The organism is Rathayibacter sp. VKM Ac-2926 (assembly GCF_022815565.1).
GTDB lineage: Bacteria > Actinomycetota > Actinomycetes > Actinomycetales > Microbacteriaceae > Rathayibacter > Rathayibacter festucae.
This window is the reverse complement of record NZ_JALGRS010000004.1, coordinates 69,969-94,850: the sequence shown is the minus strand read 5'-3', so window position 1 is coordinate 94,850 and position 24,882 is coordinate 69,969. Positions and strand designations below refer to the sequence as shown.

Here is a 24,882-nt window from a genome sequence, read left to right as displayed (position 1 = left end):
AAGCTCTGAGCGCGCGAATGCCGAAGCGCGCCGACGAGCTGCTGCGCAAGAGCGCCGCGGCCAGAAACGGGAGGCCTCACCGTCTGTCAGCCCAGCGTTAGCTAGCGTGCCGTCCGACTCGCAGGCTGCGTTGTGGGCTGCTTCCCGGGCGGGTGCGCGTGCCGGGCGCGGTTTTCGTTTTCAGGATCTGGTCGCCACACTTGTTGTATTGCGTCTGTGGAGCGAGGGTGACGCGACAGCGGTCGTGACACCCGAAGAGTTTGACGACATTTCAGTGCAGTCGTCGAGCGGTTCATTCTTCATTCAGGTTAAGTCGCGACGCGAGAGCGCGGGCGATTTCGCCCCTACAGATTTGCGAAAAGACTTACGTTCCGTCGCGAAGGCCTGGATGAAGCGCAAGGAAGCCGAACTCTCGGCCGAGACCATCCTCTTGCTTGAGCGCCCGGTCGCTCGAATCCCAGTTCCCGAGTGGGGGAGTGAGGCTGCACAGCCCGGCTCGAGTGCCTCGCGTGAGTTGGCCAAGGAACTCGATGCTCTCTCCTTCGATAACGACCAGGACTTGGTTGCCTTTACGGCCTCAACCTCAGTTGTAATCTGTTCTGATCCGCACGCGCAGGCCATCAGCATCGTTGCCGGGGCTCGTGATTTTCCGGATGGTCTTGCGGAGATCATTGTGGCTGCCGTCTGCACCCAAGTGGGTCAGGCTAGCGACGCCAACGCGGACCCGGATATCGCGAAGCGAGCGGCCGTGGACATCGCAGGCATCGATGTCCTCATAGACCAGGTCCTTGCGACCGTCGACCTCGACTTGCTCGATGAGGCAAGGTCGCTGGGGATCTGCGAGGCAATCGATTGGGGGTCATCTGCTGATGGTTCGGACCTGCGGCAGGGCGTGCACGTGGGAGCTTCTCACGTCGTTGCCGGGTTGCTCGTGCCTCGTGTTGAACTCACACAGCAGGTGGTCGACGTCGCGGCGACCCGCCGGTTGGCAGTCATCGCCGGACCAAGCGGCAGCGGCAAGAGCGCACTCGCGTACGCAGCCGCGTACGAAACGCGGAGGCTATATCGCTGGCAGCATGTTCACTCGCTGATACCAATGGGGCGCACAGGGCGCGATGCTGTCGCACTTCTTTCCGCGCGCATTGAGGCTTTGCGGCCGAGTGCGTATGCGCCAGTGGGAGTCCTCATCGACGACGCTGGGCGCCACGACCCAGATCTCCTCGATCGACTACTGAGACGGCTCGCTGACCTGTCGAACGTGATCGCCATTGTTTCGATTCGAGAGGAAGACCGCTTCCCTGTGCCGCTGTTGTCGGCCATCGCCACGATAACGCCGATACTTGACGACAGCTTTGCAGAGCAGCTTTGGCGCGACTACCGGGCGGACAATCTCACTGAATGGGCCGGATGGCGGGAACCAGCCGAGCGAGCAGGCGGCCTTCTACTGGAGTACGTCACGCTGCTCACCGAGGGTGTGAATCTCGCCACTGTCGTCAGCGCGCAAGTCGCCGCACGCGAAGCAGACCCGAGTCGACATCTTGAGCTTGAGATCCTCCGGCTCGCATCGTGTGCCAACCAATACGGCGTCGCCGTCCCTGCCCACGCGATCCAATCCGCTCTGGATACCGATCACGGCGCATTCGTCGCTGCCAGCCGCCGCCTCATAGACGAGCACCTTATCGTTGAGGACTCGGGCAACCTCATGCGGCCGCTGCACGAAATCCGATCCGCAGCACTCGCCCGGGCATCTAACCCCTTTGGACAGCAGGAGACCCTCCAGCGCATTGTCCCTCTGGTGGCCAGCGCTGAGCTCGCACGGTTCCTCCGACGAGCACTTGAGTCCGGGGCTGACCAAGCCGTGATGATCCAGGCCGCAACCGAACGCATCACACACGATCGCACCCTCCAGACGCTCATCGCAGTCGCATCCGCTTTCCGTTCTGATGGACTTCGAAGGCGGGCCGACGACTGGAAGCGCATCCTCGATGAATGTGACGTTGATGCTGGCAACGCTGTAACCGCGTTTACGATGTCCCGCACCAAGCCGCGCCCCGACACAGAAGAGCTCTTCAAATCTGAGATCGGGGCAGCCGTCGAGCGGCTACGCAGCGTCCCGACCGATCCGGATCTGCGACCCTTGTGGCGAAAGATCGACACGACGCTGGTCGAGGAACTCACGACCGCTGTGGTCCCCGATGATGAGGCTACCCAACTCCTTTTGCAGGCAATCACCGTACTTCGCGGTTTTGGCGTTGCGGCCCTGGAGGCCACGGCGGGTGCAATCGGTGCGCGCCTGACGGTATGGCCGCTGCACGACGCGGCCGACATGACGGAGGCGTTGCGCCGCGCGGCACCTGAGCTTGCGGAACGCGCTGTGACAGCAGCCGGCGGCGAGCAGTTCCTCCTGCGCAGGATCGCTACAGAGACACCGTGGCTAGCGTCGCTGGAACGCGTGGCCGACGGGGTGGATGGCAGATGGATCTTCGTCGACGAGGAGCTACAGCCGAACCAGAACGAGGCTGTCGTTGATGTGTGCCGGTTAGCCCTCGCTCTTGCGCCGACAGCGTTGATCGCCCGGGTGGGTGCGGTGGATGCCCTCGGGCGTTTGGCAAAGGTCGGTGACTACCCGCTCGTTGACAAAGCGATTCCCCGCGAGAATCTGCCCCATGCCCTCGAAGTCTCCGATAACAGAGCCCAGGCTCGAGCCTTGTCGCGAAAGTACGGCGCGGGCACGTTGACGTCCAAGCTTGCGGCCGAGGCAAAAGCACTCGGGGCGCTCCTCGATCTGCTCCCAGAGATCACGATCGCCCACCTAGGTGATCGAGCTGTGCCTCAAGGGATTGTTCGCCGGTTCGAGTCGGTCTCCGCGCTGCTTTCCGAGATGGACTCTCCGGCGGACGAGGGCTACATGGACGAAGTGCCTGGCGCTCTCGGTGACTACCCCGTCGAGAGCGATGCCGTCACCGTCGTGCGAATGCTGCTCCAGCAAGTCATTCCAAATCTTGCACGGGCAGATGTAGCCGAGCGGCGCCCCATTCTGACTGTCGGAACGCTCGACAGTCTCATCCCAAAGGTCGGTGCACTGATTGAACTCGACCGATATCGCTACCTCCCTGACCCGCCCGATTGCGCTCAGCTACTTGACTGTCTTCGCCAATTGCGAATGGTCGCATCCGCCAGCGCTGGATCGGACTTATCAATGCGTGTATCCATGCGGGCCGCTGCTGGGCGACACACGGGAACCGCTCGGATTGCCGCAGCAGCCACCGTTGCGACCGAGCGCTCTTCCGCAGCTTTGCACAAAGAGGCTGAACGCATGCGACTTGCGCTCGCGAGCGCGGGGTACGCGGTCGTTGTAGTGCCGAGCTCCTCCGAACAATCGATGATGAGTTGGCCGCCCGGAGACATAGCGATCATCGTGGACGGAGAGAGCCTCCTCGCCCATCTAAATGGTCTCGCATCTCTCTCCGATGCTGCGAGAACTGCTGTCGAACATCCAGACCGACGTCTATGGATTGGACTGCGCTCAGCCGATGGTTACTTGTCTTCCTCGATCTTCCAGGTTGCGCATCACGGGGTGATCCCACTTGGCGATCGTGGAGCGCCTTCCGCATTCGCAGGCTCGATCGCTCCGACCCCAATTTCTGATCCCTATGCGGCTTACCTCAAGCAAGCTCGCCGTCTCTCTTCGATCGCGGCGGTCATTGCGGTCCGCGGGAGCACTCTGATTCCCGACGAGGAAGGACGGGTGATTGAAGAATCCTGGGACCGTCTTGTCGGTCTCAAAGCGCAGATCGATGAACTCACCTCCGCTCACGCCGGGACCGAGTACGTGTCCGCGCTCAGCAACATTCTGACGGTCATCGGCTCAGCGATCACTGATGACTTGTCGACCGCAAAGGACTCGGCAGAAGGAGGCCGATCTGGATGGGACGAGATCGCGAGCTTGCAAAGCCCGCTGTTGCTAGACGCGGAGCAAGCGGCAGTACCGGGCGCCGACGCTGCAGTCGTCTACGGCACAGCCGTCGTCATCGCGGACATCGAGGACAGTTTTGAGGATGCGGACTACCGGGTTGCGCGCATGCAGGAGGCGGTCTCGTCACCCTAGCCGGGCAATTCGTCCGTCCATAAGCTGGCCCAAGCCGACACGCTGACGCGGGTGCCACCGTGCCCGCTAACCTAGACCCGCACCCGCACCCGCACCCGCACCCGCACCGAAGCGCGGCAAGGCTAACGACGACGAACAGGTATCCACATGCGACGGGTCCTCACCGCGCTCCAGCGGTCCGCACGCCGCCGTACGTCCAGACCGCCGTCTCGTTGAGGCCGCGCAATGAGCGACGACTTCCAGTCAGAGGCCGGCAGCACCCGCGTGAATTACCCGCGACCTATCTATCTCGTTGTGTGCCCTGTCAGCAGTACCGAGGACGAGGCGTATAAACCCATCGCACACACACTTCCGTCCGGAGTGGACGACCCCGCGGTCAGCTTCGATCCCGAACTTGTGCCAATCCTGCCCGCGGTCTGGTACGCCCTCCACCTGCCCTCGACCCGATTCGACACCGTCGATATCCCCTACATGTCCGCTATTCGCGACCAACTCCGCGAAAAGCGCCGACACCTCATCTTTCCCGTGCCGGCATACGCGATCCAGAACCCGATGATGCTCGCCGGGCTCACTCGACTCGGGGAACCCATGCTGATCATCAGCGATGACGACAACTTCACCGCCGCGACCGCTGCATCCAGAGACGGCGGATTCGCGCTCCCACCGGTTCGCGTCAGAGACCTGAACGCCGCGATGCTGAAAAGCCACTGGCAGACAATCAGCGACCTCTGGAAGTCTGACTTCCCCCACGGGGTTTCGCTCGATCCGCGCCCGCCCGAGTGGTCCCCAACCATCGCCCCAAACGGTTCCGCGCTCGCGCTCCGTCGGCTCCTGAAAGCCATCGAAAGAACCGGAGCACCCACATGGACACACGACGCAAGTTTCTACGACGGAGCGATCAACTTGCTGAATTGGCGCGCCTTCCTCGACACGATGGCCAACTTGGAAGATGACGGTTACTCGATCGCCGACGCCGGAGAAGTGGTGGACGTCGAACTCGCCCAAGCCGCACGCAACCTCAACGTGCCATTGACCCTCGGCATGCCCGGCGTCGCTCCTCGCTATCGGCGTCTCGTCGGCCGCCTCGCGCAAGAGACACGAACAACATCTCCCACGCTCGCTACACAGCCCACCGTGACCCCACCGGGCACCGCGCCCGGCGACCCGCCGGATGTCCTCCGCCTGCTTGTCGCGCATAACACTGCCGGGGACAACTCCGTCGGCGTCATCACTGACCCCATCCCCGACGCGGCGTTCCTCGCACTCGCCGACCTCGAACGCTACTGGATCGATAGCGCACGGTCGAACCGCGGAATAACGCCCGCCAAGGAAGCACGCCTTCGCGCCAAGCTCGACGAAGCAATGCGGCCCTTCTTCACCAATAGGTTCAACAACATCCTGCGCACCGCGTCCCGTATCGACGCGTTCACGAACTTCCCGATCGGGCTCGTACGCCTGCCCGGCCACTCCACTCCGCTCGCCGCACTCGTCCCGATCGCCTACCGTCCTATCAACCCGCTCACCCGAGCCTTCCAAATCGAGTTCATCCCGGACCACCCCGTCGACCTCAGCGAGGGAATGCGTATCCTCGTCGTCGAATGCATCCCCGCCACCGACCCGGTCGGTGTCGCCTCCCGGCAAGCCTGGACTTCCGCGGCCACGCACCTCACCGACCCGGCCCGATCCATCTCTGTCGACATCGTTGATGCGTCCACTCCGGCAGACGTTGCAAACGCGATTGCCGCTCGCCGCCCTGAGGTCCTCGTCCTCAGCGCGCACGGTGTCTACGATGCCGATGCCAACATGGCGGGCCTCGCCATCGGCGAAAATCACAGCACCGGCGACGACCTCGGACCCATGCCACCACTCGTGATTCTGAGCGCATGCCACTCCGGTCCCCGCGGAGCAGGGCCCGTCGCCGTCGCCGACCTCCTCGTCCGAGCCGGCGCACGAGCCGTGCTCAGCACCCTTGTTCCCGTCGGCGTTCACCACAATTCCGTCTTCATGACGCGCCTGCTGGCAAATATGAGCGAGGCGATCGCGGGAACGATCCCGCAGACCACGTTCATGGACGTCTGGCGCCGCGTGCAGACCAACAACGTGATCACGGACATCATCTACGGGAACGGGAAACTGATGGAATGGGCCGCCAGTGCTGCCAAAGGAACACCACCCATCGAGGAGTTCATGGGTCGACGGTCGGCCGGACGGCTTCGCTCCACACACCTCTACGAAGATGCCGAAGCGATCCTCCTCGAAATCGCGGACGAACGAGGACAGAAAGCGCGTGTCCAAGGCTGGCTGCGCACACCCGGATACGTTCCCGAATCCATGATGTATACCATCGTAGGAGACCCCTCCAGTATCCGCTTCCAACCATCCACGGTCGTTGCCATACACCGGGGGAGTTGACACACCGCCACGCTCCCGCCCGCACTTCGTTGAGGCGCAGGATCGGACATCTGCTGTGCGCCAGGTGCGGACGACCCGAACGATCGGGACCAGCTCGCGCGTGTGTCCGCGATCACCTCGCTGATGTGGTTCGCTTTTCTTCACGATCCGGGCGATACCACCCTGAGTCAGCCCACCTCCGAAACGCCCTGTGCCGGTTCGCACCCGTCAACATTCTCAGCGACACCATCATTGGCTGCCATCATGCCTGAGATCCCGCGTCGTTGAGAGCTGCGAAGCGCTTATGAAGCGCCGTGAGCGACTTGTCCGCCTGCGCCAGGATCTCGGAGGCGCAGAGAGTGCAATACGTGGTCTGGCTCTGCGGTCCGTCGCGGACGACGAGGCATGGATCACCTTTCAGGATCACGTGCGTCTTCTTCCGGTAGCACTTCCGTCGTCGCCCCGCTGTCTCCGCGCTGACGTGCTTCAGGATGTTCTTTACCGCGGCCATCGGTTCACTCCTCGATCGCTGTTCTGATCATCTCGGCCACCTGGTCTCCGATCTCGTCGAGCGAGTCATAGGCGGCTTGTAGCTGGTCGAGTGTCCACTTGTCTCGACTCTTCTTTCCCTGCCCAGCGAACGCGTTGATCTCCCGGTTCAGCAGGACGTAAAGCGCGTCGGCGTTGTTGCCGCGCGCTCCCTTGATGGCCCTGCTGACGTCGAAGCCGGCGCGGGCGAGACCGAGGTCGACGAGTATGCGCTGATGGATCGACTTTGAGCGGCTGTCAAGCCGGGCCCGCAGTGTCTGACGCCTAACCTGTGGCTGGACCGGCACCGAGTCGGCGGGCTCCTCCTCGTGCTCTTTGCGGTGAGACAACTGTGCCCGCAGCATGTCCGCGGTGATGCCGAGCTCGCGGAAGGAGAAGCCGCCCGGTCCCTTGGCGTCCAGCATCTCGTCGATGACCCGATCGTCGTTGGGGTCTAGGAACGAGCGATTGAGAAAGTGGCTGAGGCGCTCGTCCTGGGCCACAGGGTCGTCGAAGCGCTGCGCCGTCTGTTCGGGATCGCGGTTGCCGTTTCGTCCGGTCGATTCGGCTCCTTCTCCACGGGCCCACCCTCGGACGATCTGCTGGTCGTGGGTATCGAGGTCGCGGAACTCGTTCCACTGCTCTTCGTTATTGAGGCCGACGTGGGAGACCACGAAGCCCTGGTTGTTGGGACTGTTCGGGTCGTTTAGGTCGACAGTACGCATCACGCGGCCGACGAACTGAATGTAAGGCGACAAAGAACGGTAGGGGCGGAAGATGGCTGCCACGCTCAGTGGGGGATGGTCGAATCCCTCGCCGAGCATGGCCACCTGCACGATGACGTCAATCTGGTTGTTGCGGAGCTTGGCGAGCACCGCGGCCTTCCGGTCGTCAGCGAGCCTGCTGTGGATGGTCTCTGCTTGCAGGCCCATCTCTTGGAAGATCGCGCGCACTTGATCGGCGTGATCGATCGACATCGCTGACGCTGCGATCTGGTGAGGGAAGCCAGTCGCCGCCCGGAGCGCCTGGAGCTTCTCAGCCGCCTTCTCGGCGATGTGGCGGTTGCACTCGTCCGACAGCGCGACCCCGCGACGGAACCAGGCCTCTTCTTTGAGTTCGAGGATCTGGTCCAGCGTGTAGGTGTCGCTTTCGCCGCGCGCGGTGAAGGTGATCTCGGCTGGATGTGCTGAGGCGGAGACGATGTGCTTGATGTAGCCGTTAAGCATGGCTCGAGCGAAGGGGTACCGATAGATCAGGTCACCGAGCAGTTCCTTATTGTCGGCACGAAAAGGTGTCGCAGTCAGGCTGACGAAGCGCGCTTGGGGGAACGCCCGCACGACCTTCTGCCAGCTCTCGGCGGCGACGTGGTGGCCCTCGTCGATGATCACTAGGTCGAAGAAGTCGTTCGGGAACTGCGATAGCCAGCGATCGGCGCTGCTGGCAAGCTGCTGGATATTGGCGACGACGATGTGGCTGTTGACGCAGTCGTCCATGTTGGCCTTCGGGCCGTCGACCAACGCCGTGAACGGTCCGGACGTGAAGGAGTCGAGGACGCCCGCCTTCTTCCAGAAGCAGGAGGCGTTCGAGATGTTCAGGTCGGCGTAGAGACCCTGCCGGATGGTGGTGTTCGGCGCGATGATGAGCGTCCGCTTGTGTGAGAGATTGAAGGGGAGGATCGCCGCGACACCTGTCTTTCCGCAGCCGACCGGTAGCTGGATGATCGCCGGCGTCGTCTTCTGAGCGAAGTGCTCGATGGCGGCTTCGTAGGCCTCCTTCTGAGGTTCACGCAGCTGCGGGTTGCCGCTAATCGTTGCGTCTGCTGCGTCGAAGAAGCCAGCGACCACGTCCTTGGCTTTCTCCGCGGTGTTGTACTCAAGGCGAAACGGCTCCAGGTCAGCAATGCGATAAAAACGGTACTGGCTGCCGGGGCGACGGACGGCGGTCAGCGTGCCTGCCGCATCCCACCGACGCAACGTGGCCGCCGAGACGCCCACATAGGCGGCGGCCTGCGCGATGGTCAGATAGTCGTCGTACTCATTGCTCATGGTTCCCCATCCTACGTCAAGTCATTCAACCTTACGCAACCTTGTCTACATCATGCACAGAGCCCACGCTTCGGCTGCCTGGTGAGGGAATCGCTGATGCCGCGCCGGATACCTTGCTCGATGGTTTGGACGCGCGAAGTTCGGATTCTCGGGGGACCAGAGGGGGACCAGAATCATGCAAACCATGCATCTCGCGACGTGCTCTGCATGATCTGAGGTCCGGAATCACGCGAGTGTTGGCCTCGATGGCACTGTCTTGGCACCTGGGGGTCAAGGGGGCCCGACGGGCGTCCCAAATAGGGGTCTGATACGTCCGTCATGCGCGAGATGAAAGTCCGGCACTACATGATGCCTGGCACCACGAGTGTCTCTTCCGTTCGTCAGGACGATCCTGAGACAACTGGGTAATCGTGTGGATGCCGGCACCGATTAGGAGGCCTGAACCGCCTGCACTCCCCCGTAGGGGAGCGCTTCGAGTCGTTCCTTGAAGTCGTCGTAGTTCTCGACAACCGAGCCGGGCTCCGCGGCTAGATCGAAATCCCTGCGAATCAGACGCATGTCCTTGCGGACGCGCTCGGTCTCGTCAGTGACCTCCGTCAGCTGGTGCTCTATGTCTTCGAGCAGACCCTCTACATCGCGGCGCAATGCCGACGCCTGGTGATCTCGCAAGAACGCGTCCTTGTGACGGGTCAGCGTCTTGCGAACGCGCTCACGACCATTTGAGCGGACGGCCTGGCGTTGCGCCTTATCGATGCGAGTGAACAACTGCTCGAAATTCGCGGTGGTAAGTGCCTTAAGGTCCTGATTCGCTTCGTGCTCCAAGCAGTGCAGGACCGCTCGCGCGAATCCGACCTTGTCGAGCCGCAATTTCGTACCGGCCGCCCTGCACGCCGCTTCGGCTGCTTTGAAAACCTTCTGGCCCGCCGCAACGGGCACGGCCGTGACAGCCGCGGCGACCTCGGCGGCCTCTTGGGGCGATAGGACCTCGGCGGCGTAGTGCCGGATCGCCATGATGACCAGGTCGACCGGGATTAGGTCCTCGATTTCGCGAATAGCGTCGGTTGCCACTGTCACATCGTTGACGTCGATGTCGCTGGACTGGATCACGAACTCATCGTCGACGTACTTCTTGTCGCGGTAGCCCTTCTTTAGCTCTTCGCGGATGCCGTCAGCCTCGCCATCGCCGTCGAGCAGGACCACGACAGCCGGAGTGTCAACGTCGCGGCCCCGGGCTAGGTAGACCATGTACGGGATGTGCTCGGCCGAGCCAGATGGGACCAAGGACAAGCTGTTCAGATTCAGCGTCGATCCAGTGCTTCCGGACCGGCGGGCCAGTGAACTGATGCCTGCGAGCAGCACCTGGTCCGCCTGACCTTCGAGCATCAGGTTGCAGTTGCTGATGAAGGTTGTCTCGGCAACGAAAGCGCCGAAGGCGGAACGGAGCGGCTCGTAGTGGTTGCGGCCCGCGTTCGCGACCAGGCGGGTGCCTTCCTCGCCGTCACCCTTTTCAAGGACGCGGATCCGTTCGCTGTGGTTCTTGTCGATCAGGAACGGCGAGTGCGTCACGTAGACGACCTGGATCTGCCGCACCGACTTGTCCTCCGGCCAAGCGAACGAGTCGAAAATCCGCAACAGGTCCTGCTGGCCGAGCATCGATAGGTACGCGTCCGGCTCGTCCATCAGCAATGTTTCCTGCCCGCCGGTCGGGACGTGTGAGAGGTACTGAACGAAGTAGGACAGGAAGTAACTCATCCCACCGCTGCGTTCGCTGAACGCGTACTCGCTGCCGGTGCGGTCCCGGACCGTGAAGACCAGGTCGAAGTCGCGCAGGGTTAGTGTCAACGAGAACTCGGAGTCCTGGGACCACCACTTGGGGAAGTTCAGCGCCTTTGCCAGGTCCTCGTTCATCTTCTTCACGATGCCGTTGGCATAGCCGTCATGGTTCCTCACGGCTGTCTTCAGTTGCTCGAACGCGTCCTTGCCGATGCCTGCGACCTGAACGAGCAACTTCTCGGCCAGTTCGAGGCGCTTCATTAGGTGCTCGTCGTCGACCTCGTCGACCGCGTTGAACGCGGCGTAGTTCTCGATGAGTTGCGGCGTCGCCTTGTCGATCGTCTCCTTGCTGCCGAACCAGTCGGGGTTCGTGATCATGTTCTCGATCCAGCGGAGCATCTTCTTGCGCGGTCGCGCCTTCTTCGCCTTGTCCGTGGCGGTCAAGTAGGCCAGCGGGACGCTGTCTGGCAACGGCGTGTTCGCGTCAATCAGGAAGAACGTCGGTAGGCCCAGCGACTTGATCTCGGCGGCTTTGACCTTCATCTCAGTCCAGTCAGTCCCGTTCTTCACGTAAACGACGGCACCGGTGTTCATGCGAAAGAAGTGGAACATTTCGATCTTGACGGACTCACCTAGTCCCGCGATCGACCGGACCGCGGTGACCTGCTCGTCGCTGAGGTCGGTGAACTCGCCGCCGAACTCCGGCTTCTTCATCTCGCCTCCGACGGTGAAGAACTGCGAGTAGCGGCAGAAGTCACGGCGCTCGATGTCCTCACCGGTCAGTAGGCACTTGATGGCGCCGAGCAATTGGCTCTTCCCGGACTCGTTCGCGCCGACGACCGTCGTGATCCCGGGCTCCATGGTGACGCGCACGAACGGGTAGAACAACCCGGACTCTGGTAGTCGGTCCCACTCGTCAGGTACGGCCTTCGGGTGGCTCTTGCGGAGGTAGTCGTAGTTGAACGATTTGTAGAACCGGACGTAGAGGGTCTTGATCTTCATCGGGAGGCTCCTGCATGGCGTCGTTGGCACCGGTGGACGGCGGTTTCGCGCCGGAGCGAAAACGACGCATGCGAACGTGCGTTCGTATTGGGAAATACTCTACGGCGGACGCCCGCCACATTGTCGAACTCCGGCCGAGCTAGCTCGATGAGCCGCTCGAAGCGCCTATGAAGTGATGGTTCAGATGAGGCCGGCAGGATCAAGCACCAGCTGAGCTCCACATAGGTCGCGGTCCAAGCTCACGTCGCAGTGTCCTTTCGTGCCCTGCCCGGAATCGGCGTGGCGCGTGCATCAACCCACCGCGAGCGTTCCAAGAGCGGCTGGGCTGGTTAGTAGGGATGTTCCTTCATTCGCTCAGAGGCTCTTGTCGGGGTGGACGCCATTGCCGCAACTTCGCGAGACGACTTATCCTGGAACCCATCCGTAGTCGCCGATCGCCCAACTACGCGGGCCGCAGAAACAGCGAGCACAACCGCTGCGGGGCTGAGTGTCGGGCGCAACTCCTGAGACGATGCAAAGATGGCATCGCTGAATCCTCGCGCACACATCGCCGCCGGCCGCCGGCACTCGGTTGGCGTCACCGGGTCCGGTTCAGCGCTCACCACGGGCCGGCCGAATTCGGAAGAGCGTCGCGTGGACGCTTGGACTGAGATCATCGCGGTGGCAGCGGGCAATGTGCACACGGCCTCGAACACTGGGCGTTCGCATACGGTTGGACTGCGCAGAGACGGCACGGTGCTCGCGGCTGGGTGGAACAACGAGGGGCAGTGTGACGTCGACGACTGGACCGACGTCGTGAATATCGCCGCCGGCTGGCGGCGCACTCTCGCCATCCGTGCAGATGGCACAGCACTTGCGGCCGGCCGCCGGAACGAGGGAGCGAACAACGTCGAAGAGTGGCGCGGAATGGTTGCCGCTGCGGCTGGCGACTGGCACTCCATCGGCCTCCGAGCCGACGGTACCGCCGCCGCTGCGGGAAACAACCGCCGAGGGCAGTGCGCAGTTGTCGAATGGCGCGACCTCTGCGCGGTGGCTGCGGGCTACCTCCACACGATCGGCCTCACCCGGGACGGACGGGTGCTCGCGACCGGCGACGCGACGGCAGGTGTTGAGGAAACGTCAACCTGGCGTGACGTGACGGCCATATCGGCGGGCAGCTTTCATACGGTTGCCGTGCGAGAAGGTGGACGAGTCCTCGCGTCCGGCGACAATAGTCGCGGGCAATGCGACGTCGCCGCGTGGCGTGACATGGTGGCTGTGTCCGCGGGTTCCACCCACACGCTCGGCCTTCGATCTGACGGCACAGTGCTCGCGGCTGGCAACAACGAGGACGCGCAGTGCGAGATCAGAGGCTGGCAGCTGAGCCCTACCCGCTAACCATTGTTTCGGTCAACGGAAGCACTTCTTCGGGTTTGAAGGCGTACACGTTTAGGCTAAGACCCCACTGGGGTGTACTTTCCATTCCTTGCTGAGGCTCCGGAGTTCTCCGCGGTTGCCCTCGACGCGCTGCGGCAGCCGCTCGAGTCGGGCGTGATCCGCATCCACCGTGCGAACGTCATGGCGGAGTTCCCGGCCCGCGTGCAGCTCGTGCTCGCGGCGAATCCGTGCCCCTGCGGGCGCCACGGCATCCGGGGTGAGATCTGCTCGTGCTCGCCGCCGGTGCGGCGGCGCTACCTGGCGCGGCTGAGCGGTCCGCTGCTCGACCGCGTCGACATCCGGCTGACCGTACGGCGCATCGGGGCGGCACAGCTCGCCGTCCGTCGCGACGAGCCTGGGCTTTCGACGGCGCAGGCTCGCGCTCGGGTGGTCGCCGCGCGGGCCCGCGCTCGGGCGCGCTTGGCAGGCACCCCGTGGTCGGTGAACGCCGAGGTCGACGGCGCGTGGCTCCGCGCGACCCCGCAGCGCCCGACCGCCCGGGAGTCGGGCACCCTCGACCTGGCCCTGGAGCGCGGGCTGGTGACGATGCGCGGCTACGACCGCGTGCTGCGCCTCGCCTGGACGCTCGCCGACCTCGACGAGATCGACCGCCCCGCTGCGAGCCACCTCGCCCGCGCACTGATTCTGCGGGGAGCGGGCTCGTGACGGCCGTCGCCGAGCTCTTCGACCGGACCGAGACGCGCCTTGCACGGCGGCTGCTTCCCGAGGACAGCGAGTCCGATCCGGTGGAGGCGCTCGCGCGCGCGGCGTGGTCCTCGCTCGCCGAACCGGGCGATGCGGTGGCCGGGACGCTGATCGAGCGATTCGGTGCAGGCGGCGCGCTCGCCCATGTCGTGGGGACGGCGTCGGCGGGGGAGATCCTCGCGGAGTCGGCAGCAGACGTGCGCCGGAGGGGGACCGGATGCGCGGATGACGCTGCCGCGGAGACCGGCCGCTCCGAGAACTCGTTCGACTCGACAGGCGACGGAGAGAGCGACGGGGACGACTCCCGCAGCGGAACGCGGGTCCTCGCCGCAGGTCTGGCGCGCTGGCGCGCCCGGGTCGACAGGGCCCTGCTCCTCCGCCGCCTGGAGATCGCGCACCGTCTCGACGCACGACTGCTGCTGCCGGGCTGCGACGGCTGGCCGCAGCCGCTCGCCGACCTGGGGGAGCACGCGCCGTTCGTGCTCTGGAGCCGCGGCGATCCGCTCGCCCTCGCCGCTCCGCATCGGCTGGCCGTCGTCGGGGCCCGCGCGGCGACCGGCTACGGCGAGCACGTCGCCGCGGACCTCGCCGCCGGCACCGCCGAGCGCGGCGTCCTCATCGTGTCCGGTGCCGCCTTCGGTATCGATGCGGTCGCGCACAAGGCGGCACTCGGTGCGGGCGGGCGCACGGTCGCCTTCCTCGCCGGTGGTTCGGACCGGCTGTACCCGACGGCGCACACCGACCTCCTGCACCGCGTCATCGCGACGCCCGGCTGCTCGGTGGTGACGGAGGTGCCGCCGGGCACCACTCCGACGCGCTGGCGCTTCCTGCAGCGCAACAGGCTGATCGCCGCGTCGACCGCTGCCACGGTCGTCGTGGAGGCGGGAGCCCGCTCCGGGTCGTTGAACACCGCCGGCCACGCGGCGGCGCTCGGAAGGCCGCTCGGCGCGGTACCCGGCCCGGTGACGAGCGCCTCGTCGGCGGGCTGCCATCGGCTCCTCCGGGAGTACGCCGCGACCTGCGTGACGTCGGCTCCGGAGGTCGTCGAGCTGCTCGGCATGTCCGCGGTGCTCGCCACCGCGCCGGACGTCACGCGAACGGCCGCGCGCGTCCTCGACGTCCTTCGAGCGGAGGGCGCGCACGAGACGGAGCTGCTCGCTCAGCGCTCCGGTCTGTCCGTTCCCGAGACCCTCGACGTCCTCGGGACCTGCCTCGCGGGCGGGCTCGTCCAGCGCGACGCGGAGGGGAGGTGGCGGGCAGCCGCGTGAGGATCAGCGGCGCCGATCGGCGTCGCGGTCGCCGTCCACGGCAGCGCGACGACGGTCGGCCACACGAGTTCACGCCTTGGGGGAGCCGCCGCTCGAACCGACCGCCGCCGTTCGCTGCCGGCGCTGTCGGCGGTGCGCCCTACGCTGTCGATCAAGCAGCGAGGGGAGCCGCATGGGTGACGAGACGACGACGAGGACGCAGCCGGAGCATCCGCAGCTCGGGTACTTCCGGGCCGCCGACCGGGTGCTCGCGCACCTCAGCGACACGCACTTCCTCGCGGAGGGCGCTCCGCTCTACGGGCGCGTCGACACCGTCTCCCGGCTCGAGCAGGCCGTCGCGCGGCTCGTCGAGCGCGGCGGTCGGCTCGACGCGATCGTCGTCACGGGGGACGTCGCCGATCGCGGTGAGGAGGACGCCTACCGGCGGGTCAGGGACGTCCTCGATCCCGTGGGCGAGCGCTTCGACTGCCCGATCGTCTGGGTAATGGGCAACCACGACGAGCGCGGTGCGTTCCGCCGGGTGCTCCTCGACCAGGAGGCGGGTGATGCGCCGATCGATACCCCGATCGACCAGGTCGTCGACCTCGGCGGGCTGCGGCTCATCGCGCTCGACAGCGCGGTGCCGGGCTACCACCACGGCGCGCTCACCGGCGAGCAGCTCGAGGCGCTCCGAGCCGAGCTCGCGACGCCTGCTCCACTCGGCACGATCCTCGCGCTGCACCACCCGCCGCTGCCGACGCCGCTCGGCGCGATGACCGTGCTCGAGCTCCGCGGAATGGACCGGCTGGAGGAGGTGGTGCGCGGGACCGACGTGCGCGCGATCCTCGGCGGGCACCTGCACTATCCGACGGCCGCGACCTTCGCCGGCGTCCCGGTCTTCGTCGCCGGAGCGACCAGCTACACGATGGACCTCGGCGCTCCGGAGCGCGAGCTCGCCGGCATCGACGGCGCGCAGAGCTTCTCGCTCGTCCATGTGCACCCTGAGACCGTCGTCACCTCGCTCGTCCCCAGCGCGACGGCGCCGATCGCCACCCGCTTCGGCACGGACCTGATCGAGAAGCTCGAGAGCCTCGACGAGCAGGGCCGCATCGACCTGTGGTCGCGGATGCCGGGCACCGATGGCTGACACTCCTCCCGCAGGCCTGCCCCCGCGTGGCGAGCCGCTCGCGGCGGCCGTGGAGGACTTCCTCCGCTACGTCCTCGACGAGCGCTCCCTCTCACCCGCCACGGCCCGCGGCTACCGCGCCGACCTCTCGACGCTGATCGACTTCGCCGCGAGCCGGAAGCAGCCGATGCTCGCCCAGCTCGACCTCGAGCTGCTCCGTGACTGGCTCTGGCACGAGTCGCAGACCGGCGTCGCCCGCGCGACGCTCGCCCGGCGGACTGCGGCCGTCCGCTCCTTCTCGTCCTGGGCGCAGCGCTCCGAGCGCCTGCCGATCGACGTCGCCGCGCGCCTGCGCACGCCGAAGGGCGGGCGCCCGCTGCCGCGCGTGCTCACCGAGCCGCAGACCGAGCACCTGATCGACGTGGTCGCGGCGCGCGGGGCGACCGAGGACCCGGTGGCCCTGCGCGACCTCGCGATCATCGAGCTCCTCTACGCGTCCGGCATCCGCGTCTCCGAGCTCGTCGCGATCGACATCGGCGACCTCGACCTGAGCCGGCTCACCGTGCTCGTCACCGGCAAGGGAAGCAAGCAGCGCGTCGTACCGTTCGGCGTGCCCGCGAAGGAGGCGCTCATCGCCTACCTGGAGAAGGCCCGCCCGCAGCTGCTCCCGGACGCGGAGTCCAGCGCGACCGGGACGAGCACCCCGGCCCTCCTCCTCGGCCGTCGCGGCGCCCGCCTCACCCCGCGCACCGTCTACGGCGTCGTCGCCCGGCTCCTCGACGGCGGCCAGGGCTCCGGCCCGTCCGGCCCGCACACCCTCCGTCACACCGCGGCGACGCACCTGCTCGACGGGGGAGCGGACCTCCGCGCCGTCCAGGAGCTGCTCGGCCACGCGAGCCTCGGCACCACGCAGATCTACACCCACGTCTCGACCGAGCGGATCCGCGAGGCCTACCGCCTCGCCCACCCGCGCGCCTGAGCGCGCCGCCGTCACCACCGCCTGCTCCGGATCGGCGACCGCTCCTGCGGCCACTCCGTCCATCGGCAGCAGCACCGCCCGCGGGATCCCGCCGAAGAACCGCATCGGGTTCACGTACTCCCCGTCCTCGCGCACCCCGAGGTGCATGCACGAGCCGTCGCAGTGCCCGCCCGAGCCCACCGAGCCGATGACGTCCCCGGCGCGGACCTCCTGACCCTCCGCGACGGACGGCTCCACCGGCTCCACGCTCGACACCAGCCCGTCGGCGTGCGCGATGCTGACCACGCTCCTGTCGACCACCCGCCCCGCGAAGGACACCCGCCCGTCCGCGACGGCCCGCACCGGAGAACCCGCCGTGGCAGCGAGGTCGATCCCGCGATGCCCCGCGGCGTAGCGATGCGCGGGCGCCCGCCACGGCTCGACGACGGGGAAGCCGTCCACCGGCGGGGTCCAGAGCATCGGACCGAGCAGGGCGAGCACCAGGAACACGCCCGGGCGGAGGAGGAGAGGAGCAACCATGCGGACACCCTCGCCGACAGCGCAGAGGCGCGGGCGACTCGCGGCCCGACCGGGGGAGAAGCACCGGAGGACGCCGCCTGTGGAGGAGCGACTGCGAAAGCAGCGCTCCGCAACCCGTCCCGGCGGATTGGCAGGCGGGAGTAACGTGCCTGTGATCCGGAGCGGGCGCGGAGACACCGCACCCACCGGCGGCGAGAATCGGAGACGACCATGACCAGCGGACGATCTGACACCATCCCGAACCCCTCGGCGGCGAAACTGAAGAGGAAGGTGATCGGTCTCGCCATCGCGGCGGCGGTCGGCGGCTTCCTCTTCGGCTTCGACTCGTCCGTGGTCAACGGAGCCGTCGAGGCGGTGCAGGGCGAGTTCGAGCTGTCGGCCGCGCTGATCGGCTTCGCCGTCGCGTCGGCCCTCCTCGGCTGCGCGGTCGGCGCCTATCTGGCCGGTCGCCTCGCGGACCGCTGGGGCCGCATCAAGGTCATGCTGCTCGGCGCAGGCCTCTTCTTCATCTCCTCGATCGGCGCAGGCGCGGCCTTCGCCGTGTGGGACCTCGTCCTCTGGCGCGTCGTCGGCGGCCTGGGCATCGGCATCGCCTCGGTGATCGCCCCCACCTACATCTCCGAGATCGCGCCCAAGGCGATCCGCGGTGCGCTCGCGTCGCTGCAGCAGCTCGCGATCACGCTCGGCATCTTCGCCGCGCTGCTCTCGGACACCGTCATCGCCGAGGGCGCGGGCGGCGCGTCCGAGCCGTACTGGTTCGGCGTCGCGGCCTGGCGCTGGATGTTCATCGCCTGCGCCGTCCCCGCCGTGATCTACGGCCTCCTCGCCCTGACGCTGCCGGAGTCGCCGCGCTACCTCGCCACGCGGGGTCGCTCGCAGGACGCGCGCAAGGTCCTCGCGACGGTCACCCCGCGCGACGAGGTGGACGAGGCACTGGCCGACATCCAGAAGAAGATCGACGAGGACGCCGAGAACGCCCAGCGCTCGAGCCTGCGCGGTCCGGCGCTCGGCCTGCTGCCGGTGGTCTGGGTCGGCATCCTGCTCTCGGTGTTCCAGCAGTTCGTCGGCATCAACGTGATCTTCTACTACTCGACCTCGCTCTGGAGCGCGGTCGGCTTCGACGAGTCGAACTCGTTCGCCATCTCGGTCTTCACCTCGGTCGTGAACGTCGTGGTCACCTTCGTCGCGATCTTCCTGGTCGATAAGGTCGGCCGGAAGCCGCTGCTGCTCGTCGGCTCCGCCGGCATGGCGATCTCGCTCGGACTGATGGCGCTCGCGTTCAGTCAGTCGACGATCAGCGGCGAGGACGTCTCGCTGCCCGGTGCCTGGGGCCCGATCGCCCTCGTCTCGGCCAACGCCTTCGTGGTCTTCTTCGGCGCGACCTGGGGCCCGCTGGTCTGGGTGCTGCTCGGCGAGATCTTCCCGAACCGGATCCGCGCCGCCGCCCTGGGCCTCGCCGCCTCGGCGCAGTGGATCGCCAACTTCGCGATCACGGTGACGTTCCCGATCCTGTCGCAGGACGTCTCGCTGACCCTCGCCTACGGCCTGTACGCGGCGTTCGCCCTCATCTCGTTCTTCTTCGTCTTCCTGTTCGTGCCCGAGACCAAGGGCCGCTCGCTGGAGGAGATGGACACCCTGCACATCCGCACCGTGATGAAGTCGGCGCGCAAGTAGCGCACGGCCTCGCCTTGCTCCGAGCTCCGGCTCGCGAGAACGCCTCCGGCTCGTGGAATCCCAGCGGTTCTGCGTGCCGGAGGCGTTTCCGCGTGCCGGAGCCGCGTGGCTGAGCTGCGCGGCGGACTTCGGGCACGTGATTGCGGGTCGGGCTCGTCAGATCGAGTGGTTCCTGCGTGCCGGAGGTGTTTCTGCGTGCCGGAGCCGCGCGGCGGGACGTCGGGCCCGAGGTTTCGGTCCGGGCTCGTGGGATCGGGCGGCTTCCGAGTGCCGGAGGTGTACTCACCTGCCGAACGTGGGTGGTGGAGCCCCGGGCTCGCGATTTCGGCTCGGGCTCGTCGGATCGGAGATTCTCCGCGTGCCGGAGGTGTTTCTGCGTGCCGGAGGTGAGCAGCGGGACCCCGGGCTCGTGATCTCGGCTCTGGCTCGTCGAATCGGGCGGTTTCCGCGTGCCGGAGGCGTCTCCGCGTGCCGGAGGTGGTCGGCAGCCGGGCGGCGGACGCGCGGGCAGTCACCCGCGGGGGAGGCGGCCGTCCTGGTGCTAGTCTTCTCGGAGCACCTCGCTCGTCGGGGTGACTACGCGCGCCCATTCGGCCAACGCTCCCCACGGTCCCCTTCGCCCAGTGCGAGGAGGGCGGGAGCGCGCCGGGCGCCAGGGCGACGTGCCGACCGGCCGTCGCGGACAACCGAACGGGAGTTCGGCGCCGTCGTGCGCCCGAGCCCCAGAGAAGGAGAACGACTCATGGCAGTCGTCACCATGCGCCAGCTGCTCGACAGCGGCGTCCACTTCGGGCACCAGACCCGTCGCTGGAACCCGAAGATGAAGCGCTTCATCCTGACCGAGCGCTCGGGCAGCTACATCATCGACCTCCAGCAGTCGCTGGCCTACATCGACAAGACCTACGACTTCGTCAAGGAGACGGTCGCCCACGGCGGCACCATCCTCTTCGTCGGCACGAAGAAGCAGGCGCAGAACGCGATCTCCGAGCAGGCGACCCGCGTCGGCCAGCCCTACGTCAACCAGCGCTGGCTCGGTGGCCTCCTCACCAACTTCCAGACGGTCTCCAAGCGCCTCGCGCGCATGAAGGAGCTCGAGGAGCTCGACTTCGACGACACGTCGAAGAGCGGCTTCACGAAGAAGGAGCTCCTCATCAAGAAGCGGGAGCTCGACAAGCTGCACAAGTCGCTCGGCGGCATCCGCAACCTCTCGAAGACGCCGTCGGCCCTGTGGGTCGTCGACACCAAGAAGGAGCACCTCGCGATCGACGAGGCCAAGAAGCTGGGCATCCCGGTCATCGGCATCCTCGACACGAACTGCGACCCGGACGAGGTCCAGTACCCGATCCCGGGCAACGACGACGCGATCCGCTCGGTGAGCCTGCTCACCCGCATCGTCGCCGACGCCGCCGCCGAGGGCCTCATCCAGCGTCACCAGAAGCCCGAGGCCGAGGGCAACGTCTCCGCCGTCGAGCCGCTGGCCGAGTGGGAGAAGGAGCTGCTCACCACGAGCGACGACTCCGCCGCCTCGACCGACGCCGCCGCGACCGACGCCCCGGCGTCCGACGTCCAGGAGCCCGCCGAGCAGGCCGGCGCCGAGACCGAGAAGGTCGCCGACGCCGAGCTCGCGACCGCCGACGAGGCCGTCGCCGAGGCCGAGGCGCCCGCCGAGGCCGACTCGACCACCGAGTCCGCGACCGACGAGACCCCCGCGTCCGTCTGACACCCGCACTGAGCCGGGGGTCGGACGGGTCGCGAGAGCGCCCGGCCGACCCCCGCTCATTCGGTGCACGTTCACCACGAAGCAGAACCGCCGACACCCCGGCGTGATGGAGTCCTCGACACCGAGGCCCGTCGCCGCGGGACCGGCAGACCACGACGTCCTGGCGGGCGCGGGTGCGCGAAGCACCGCGCCGACCGGACACAACAGAGGAGTTCGCAGAACTATGGCTAATTTCAGCCTCGCTGACGTCAAGACGCTGCGCGAGCAGCTCGGAACCGGCATGGTCGACACCAAGAACGCGCTCGTCGAGGCCGACGGCGACCTGGACAAGGCGGTCGAGATCCTCCGCCTCAAGGGCGCCAAGGGCAACGCGAAGCGCGCCGACCGCTCCACGAGCGAGGGCCTCGTCGCCGCCGCCGAGAAGGACGGCGTCGCCACCCTGATCGAGCTCGCCTGCGAGACCGACTTCGTCGCCAAGGGCACCAAGTTCATCGCCCTGTCCGAGGGCGTGCTGGACGCGGTCGTCGCCGCCGGCGCCACCACCGTCGAGGAGGCCCTCGCGGCCCCCGCCGGCGACAAGACCGTCGCCGACCTCATCAACGACGAGGCCGCGATCCTCGGCGAGAAGGTCGAGCTCCGCCGCGTCGCCACCGTCTCCGGCGAGCACTTCGCCGTCTACCTGCACAAGACCAACAAGGACCTGCCCCCGCAGGTCGGCGTGGTCCTGGGCTACTCGGGAGACGACGCGGACACCGCGCGTTCGATCGCGCAGCACATCTCGTTCGCCAACCCCTCCTACCTGTCGCGCGAGGACGTGCCGCAGTCGGAGGTCGACAACGAGCGCCGCATCGTCGAGGAGATCTCGCGCGGCGAGGGCAAGCCCGAGGCCGCCCTGCCGAAGATCATCGAGGGTCGCGTCAACGCGTACTTCAAGCAGGTCGCGCTGCTCGACCAGGACTACGCCAAGGACAACAAGCTGTCCATCAGCAAGGTCGTGGCGGACGCCGGTCTGACCGTGTCGGGCTTCGCCCGCTTCAAGGTCGGCGCGTAGCACGCACAGCGAGGGGAGTCCGGGTCGTTCAGTCGACCCGGACTCCCTTCGCTCTGCCCGGGGGAGGCGCCCGGGCGTGGTCGCGGGGCGTCCCCCGCGCGGGATAGGTTTGTACGGGTCTACGGGAGGAAACGTCCATGACGGAGACGGATGCGAAGACGACGGGCAAGCGCCGCAGGGTGCTGCTGAAGCTGTCGGGGGAGGCGTTCGGAGCCGGCACTCTCGGGGTGAACCCGGACGTGATCAGCGCCCTGGCGCGCGAGATCGCCGACGCCGCGACCGAGGTCGAGATCTCGGTGGTCGTCGGCGGCGGCAACTTCTTCCGCGGGGCCGAGCTCTCGCAGCGCGGCATGGACCGCGGCCGCGCGGACTACATGGGCATGCTCGGCACGGTGATGAACGCCCTCGCCCTGCAGGACTTCCTCGAGCAGGCCGGCGCGGAGACGCGCGTGCAGTCCGCGATCGCGATGACGCAGGTCGCCGAGCCCTACATCCCCCGCCGGGCGATCCGGCACATGGAGAAGGGCCGCGTCGTGATCTTCGGCGCGGGCGCGGGCCTGCCCTACTTCTCCACGGACACCGTCGCCGCGCAGCGCGCGCTCGAGACGCACGCCGACGTCGTGCTCGTCGCGAAGAACGGCGTCGACGGGGTCTACGACGCCGACCCGCGGACCAACCCGGACGCGAAGAAGCTCGACACCCTCACCTACCAGGAGGCGCTGCAGCGCGGTCTCAAGGTCGTCGACTCGACCGCCTTCAGCCTCTGCATGGACAACGGCATGCCGATGCAGGTCTTCGGGATGGAGCCGGCCGGCAACGTCGCGCGCGCCATCCGGGGCACCCGGCTCGGCACCCTCGTCTCCAACTAAGGCGCCCCCGCCCCGAACTAGACTGACCACTTCCCTCTCTTAAGGAGCCCCCTGTGATCTCGGATGTACTCGCCGACGCGACCGTCAAGATGGACAAGGCCGTCGGAGTCGCCAAGGAGGACTTCTCCACGGTGCGCACCGGTCGGGCCAACCCCGGCCTGTTCCAGAAGGTGCTGGTGAGCTACTACGGCACGCCCACCCCGCTCTCGCAGCTCGCATCGCTGCAGAACATCGAGGCGCGCACGCTGCTGGTCACCCCGTACGACAAGGGCGCCCTGCGCGACATCGAGCAGGCCATCCGGGACATGCCGAACCTCGGCGCGAACCCGACGAACGACGGCTCAGTCATCCGGATCAACCTCCCCGAGCTCACCGCCGAGCGCCGCAAGGAGTTCGTGAAGATCGTGCGCACCAAGGCGGAGGACGCGAAGATCGCCGTCCGCAACATCCGCCGCAGCGCGAAGAGCGACCTCGACGCGCTCAAGGGCGACATCGGCGACGACGAGCTCTCGCGCGGCGAGAAGGAGCTCGAGGCCCTGACCAAGCAGCACGTGGACGCCATCGACGAGGCGCTCAAGCGCAAGGAATCCGAACTGCTCGAGGTGTAGTGCCGTGCCCGTGAACCCCGAGGATCCCGAGAGCAGCGACGACGCTCCGGCGCCGCACGTTCCGGGCGCCCGGGGTTCGCGCATGGTCACGCGCGACGCCCTGCGCGCGCGGGCCCAGCAGGGCCGGGCCGACGTCGAGCGACAGCTCGAGGCGACCCGTGCCCAGCTCGAGGCGACCAACGAGCGCCTCACCGCGCGCTCGGGCCGGAACCTCGTCTCCGCGACCGTCATCGGCCTCATCGGCGGCGGCGCGATGGTCGTCAGCCTGCTGGTCGTCAAAGAGCTCTTCATGGTGCTGGCCGGCGCGTTGGTGCTGCTGGCGGCGCTCGAGCTGTCGAACGCGCTGCGCCACGCCGGCCGCGACATCCCGCGCATCCCCACCGGGGTCGTCGCCGTGGTCGCCGTGCCGGCGGCCTACTACGGCGGGATGCAGGCCGCCTGGTTCGCCGTGCTGGGCGGCTCGGCGCTGGTCGCCCTCTGGCGGCTGGGGGAGCAGCTCCTCCGCCGGACAAGGTCGACCGGTCGCGAGCTCCTGCTCGACGTCGGGCTCGGCGCGTTCGTGCAGATCTACGTCACGTTCCTCGGCGCCTTCGCGATCCGCCTCGTCGCGGAGGAGGGCGGCCAGCTCTGGGCGCTGTCCTTCCTGATCCTCGTGATCGTCGTCGACACCGGCGCCTACGTCAGCGGTCTCACCTGGGGCAAGCACCCGATGGCGCCGCGGATCAGCCCGAAGAAGACCTGGGAGGGGTTCGCGGGAGCGGCGGTCGCGGGCGTCGTCGTCGGCGTTCTCCTCGCCCTCCTGCTGCTCGGCCAGCCCTGGTGGGTCGGCGCCGTGTTCGGCGCGGTCGTCCTCCTGACGGCGACGCTGGGCGATCTCGCCGAGTCGCTGATCAAGCGCGACATCGGCATCAAGGACATGAGCTCGTGGCTGCCTGGGCACGGCGGCTTCCTCGACCGGCTCGATTCGATCCTCCCGTCGGCCGCCGCGGCCTACGTGCTCTACTTCGTCTTCGCGCACTGACCGTGCGCGCGGTGATCGGGCCGTGGCCGAGCGCACGGGCTCCGGCCCCTCGCGGCGCGGTCGACGCGCCGATTCCCGGACCGGGCCGCCGTCTTGGCAG

16 protein-coding genes and 1 pseudogene are annotated in these 24,882 nt (G+C 66.9%); 13 read left to right on the top strand and 4 right to left on the bottom strand.

Annotated features, from left to right (window positions below; translation table 11 throughout):
• Nucleotides 1-106 precede the first annotated feature (106 nt).
• Together MT351_RS06620 and MT351_RS06615 are read left to right on the top strand one after the other, a co-directional pair.
• A complete protein-coding gene (locus MT351_RS06620; RefSeq protein ID WP_243581630.1) occupies nt 107-4,108 on the top strand; it encodes a dsDNA nuclease domain-containing protein in 4,002 nt (1,333 codons plus the stop codon).
• Between the two features lie 225 nt (nt 4,109-4,333).
• Nucleotides 4,334-6,520 carry a CHAT domain-containing protein gene (locus tag MT351_RS06615; protein ID WP_243581629.1) on the top strand — a complete coding sequence of 729 codons (2,187 nt, stop codon included), beginning with the start codon at nt 4,334-4,336 and terminating at the stop codon, nt 6,518-6,520.
• Nucleotides 6,521-6,761: 241 nt separating this feature from the next.
• Here MT351_RS06615 and MT351_RS06610 read toward each other — a convergent pair whose 3' ends face one another.
• The 3 genes from MT351_RS06610 to MT351_RS06600 form a co-directional block, all read right to left on the bottom strand.
• The gene (locus tag MT351_RS06610) at nt 6,762-7,010 is read right to left on the bottom strand and encodes a hypothetical protein (RefSeq protein WP_243581627.1); all 249 of its coding nucleotides are present in this window, start codon (nt 7,008-7,010) and stop codon (nt 6,762-6,764) included.
• Between the two features lie 4 nt (nt 7,011-7,014).
• Nucleotides 7,015-9,072, bottom strand: a complete 2,058-nt coding sequence (locus MT351_RS06605; protein ID WP_243581625.1) for a DEAD/DEAH box helicase family protein — start codon at nt 9,070-9,072, stop codon at nt 7,015-7,017.
• Between the two features lie 429 nt (nt 9,073-9,501).
• Complete coding sequence (locus tag MT351_RS06600; RefSeq protein ID WP_243581624.1) at nt 9,502-11,847, bottom strand: AAA family ATPase; 2,346 nt, start codon at nt 11,845-11,847, stop codon at nt 9,502-9,504.
• A 519-nt stretch (nt 11,848-12,366) separates the two neighbouring features.
• Here MT351_RS06600 and MT351_RS06595 point away from each other — a divergent pair.
• From MT351_RS06595 to MT351_RS06570, 5 genes are all read left to right on the top strand, one after another.
• Nucleotides 12,367-13,224 (top strand): chromosome condensation regulator, encoded by an 858-nt coding sequence (locus MT351_RS06595; protein WP_243581623.1) that lies wholly within the window; start codon nt 12,367-12,369, stop codon nt 13,222-13,224.
• A 72-nt stretch (nt 13,225-13,296) separates the two neighbouring features.
• Entirely contained in the window at nt 13,297-13,929 is a 633-nt protein-coding gene (locus tag MT351_RS20405) for an ATP-binding protein (RefSeq protein ID WP_374204755.1), read from the top strand.
• Complete coding sequence (gene dprA, locus MT351_RS06580) at nt 13,926-15,236, top strand: DNA-processing protein DprA (protein WP_243581622.1); 1,311 nt, start codon at nt 13,926-13,928, stop codon at nt 15,234-15,236. The genes MT351_RS20405 and dprA overlap by 4 nt, the downstream gene beginning before the upstream one ends.
• A gap of 172 nt (nt 15,237-15,408) precedes the next feature.
• The gene (locus MT351_RS06575) at nt 15,409-16,362 is read left to right on the top strand and encodes a phosphodiesterase (protein ID WP_132437833.1); all 954 of its coding nucleotides are present in this window, start codon (nt 15,409-15,411) and stop codon (nt 16,360-16,362) included.
• Nucleotides 16,355-17,320 (top strand): tyrosine recombinase XerC, encoded by a 966-nt coding sequence (locus MT351_RS06570; RefSeq protein ID WP_132437834.1) that lies wholly within the window; start codon nt 16,355-16,357, stop codon nt 17,318-17,320. Before MT351_RS06575 ends, MT351_RS06570 begins: the two co-directional genes overlap by 8 nt.
• A 117-nt stretch (nt 17,321-17,437) precedes the next feature.
• On the opposite strand, the pseudogene MT351_RS06565 reads toward MT351_RS06570, so the two are convergent.
• Nucleotides 17,438-17,779: pseudogene (locus MT351_RS06565) on the bottom strand (M23 family metallopeptidase); the annotation flags it as partial.
• 270 nt (nt 17,780-18,049) lie between these two features.
• Here MT351_RS06565 and MT351_RS06560 point away from each other — a divergent pair.
• The 6 genes from MT351_RS06560 to MT351_RS06535 all read left to right on the top strand — a co-directional run bounded on the left by MT351_RS06560 (nt 18,050) and on the right by MT351_RS06535 (nt 24,782).
• Nucleotides 18,050-19,513: a sugar porter family MFS transporter gene (locus MT351_RS06560; protein ID WP_123445729.1), complete on the top strand. Its 1,464-nt coding sequence runs from the start codon at nt 18,050-18,052 to the stop codon at nt 19,511-19,513.
• A 742-nt stretch (nt 19,514-20,255) separates the two neighbouring features.
• The gene (gene rpsB / locus MT351_RS06555) at nt 20,256-21,233 is read left to right on the top strand and encodes a 30S ribosomal protein S2 (RefSeq protein WP_127886405.1); all 978 of its coding nucleotides are present in this window, start codon (nt 20,256-20,258) and stop codon (nt 21,231-21,233) included.
• A 223-nt stretch (nt 21,234-21,456) separates the two neighbouring features.
• Nucleotides 21,457-22,284 carry a translation elongation factor Ts gene (tsf, locus tag MT351_RS06550; protein WP_132437835.1) on the top strand — a complete coding sequence of 276 codons (828 nt, stop codon included), beginning with the start codon at nt 21,457-21,459 and terminating at the stop codon, nt 22,282-22,284.
• 137 nt (nt 22,285-22,421) lie between these two features.
• Entirely contained in the window at nt 22,422-23,153 is a 732-nt protein-coding gene (pyrH, locus tag MT351_RS06545) for a UMP kinase (RefSeq protein ID WP_123445732.1), read from the top strand.
• 53 nt (nt 23,154-23,206) lie between these two features.
• The gene (gene frr / locus MT351_RS06540) at nt 23,207-23,761 is read left to right on the top strand and encodes a ribosome recycling factor (RefSeq protein WP_123445733.1); all 555 of its coding nucleotides are present in this window, start codon (nt 23,207-23,209) and stop codon (nt 23,759-23,761) included.
• Between the two features lie 82 nt (nt 23,762-23,843).
• Nucleotides 23,844-24,782: a phosphatidate cytidylyltransferase gene (locus MT351_RS06535; RefSeq protein WP_123704777.1), complete on the top strand. Its 939-nt coding sequence runs from the start codon at nt 23,844-23,846 to the stop codon at nt 24,780-24,782.
• The last annotated feature ends 100 nt before the right edge of the window (nt 24,783-24,882 follow it).

Coding starts and splice junctions, on each gene's coding strand:
- MT351_RS06615 (WP_243581629.1), top strand. CDS start 4,334: ATGAGCGACGACTTCCAGTCAGAGGCCGGCAGCACCCGCGTGAATTAC.
- MT351_RS06610 (WP_243581627.1), bottom strand. CDS start 7,010: ATGGCCGCGGTAAAGAACATCCTGAAGCACGTCAGCGCGGAGACAGCG.
- MT351_RS06605 (WP_243581625.1), bottom strand. CDS start 9,072: ATGAGCAATGAGTACGACGACTATCTGACCATCGCGCAGGCCGCCGCC.
- MT351_RS06600 (WP_243581624.1), bottom strand. CDS start 11,847: ATGAAGATCAAGACCCTCTACGTCCGGTTCTACAAATCGTTCAACTAC.
- MT351_RS06595 (WP_243581623.1), top strand. CDS start 12,367: ATGGCATCGCTGAATCCTCGCGCACACATCGCCGCCGGCCGCCGGCAC.
- MT351_RS06575 (WP_132437833.1), top strand. CDS start 15,409: ATGGGTGACGAGACGACGACGAGGACGCAGCCGGAGCATCCGCAGCTC.
- MT351_RS06570 (WP_132437834.1), top strand. CDS start 16,355: ATGGCTGACACTCCTCCCGCAGGCCTGCCCCCGCGTGGCGAGCCGCTC.
- MT351_RS06560 (WP_123445729.1), top strand. CDS start 18,050: ATGACCAGCGGACGATCTGACACCATCCCGAACCCCTCGGCGGCGAAA.
- rpsB (WP_127886405.1), top strand. CDS start 20,256: ATGGCAGTCGTCACCATGCGCCAGCTGCTCGACAGCGGCGTCCACTTC.
- tsf (WP_132437835.1), top strand. CDS start 21,457: ATGGCTAATTTCAGCCTCGCTGACGTCAAGACGCTGCGCGAGCAGCTC.
- pyrH (WP_123445732.1), top strand. CDS start 22,422: ATGACGGAGACGGATGCGAAGACGACGGGCAAGCGCCGCAGGGTGCTG.
- MT351_RS06535 (WP_123704777.1), top strand. CDS start 23,844: ATGGTCACGCGCGACGCCCTGCGCGCGCGGGCCCAGCAGGGCCGGGCC.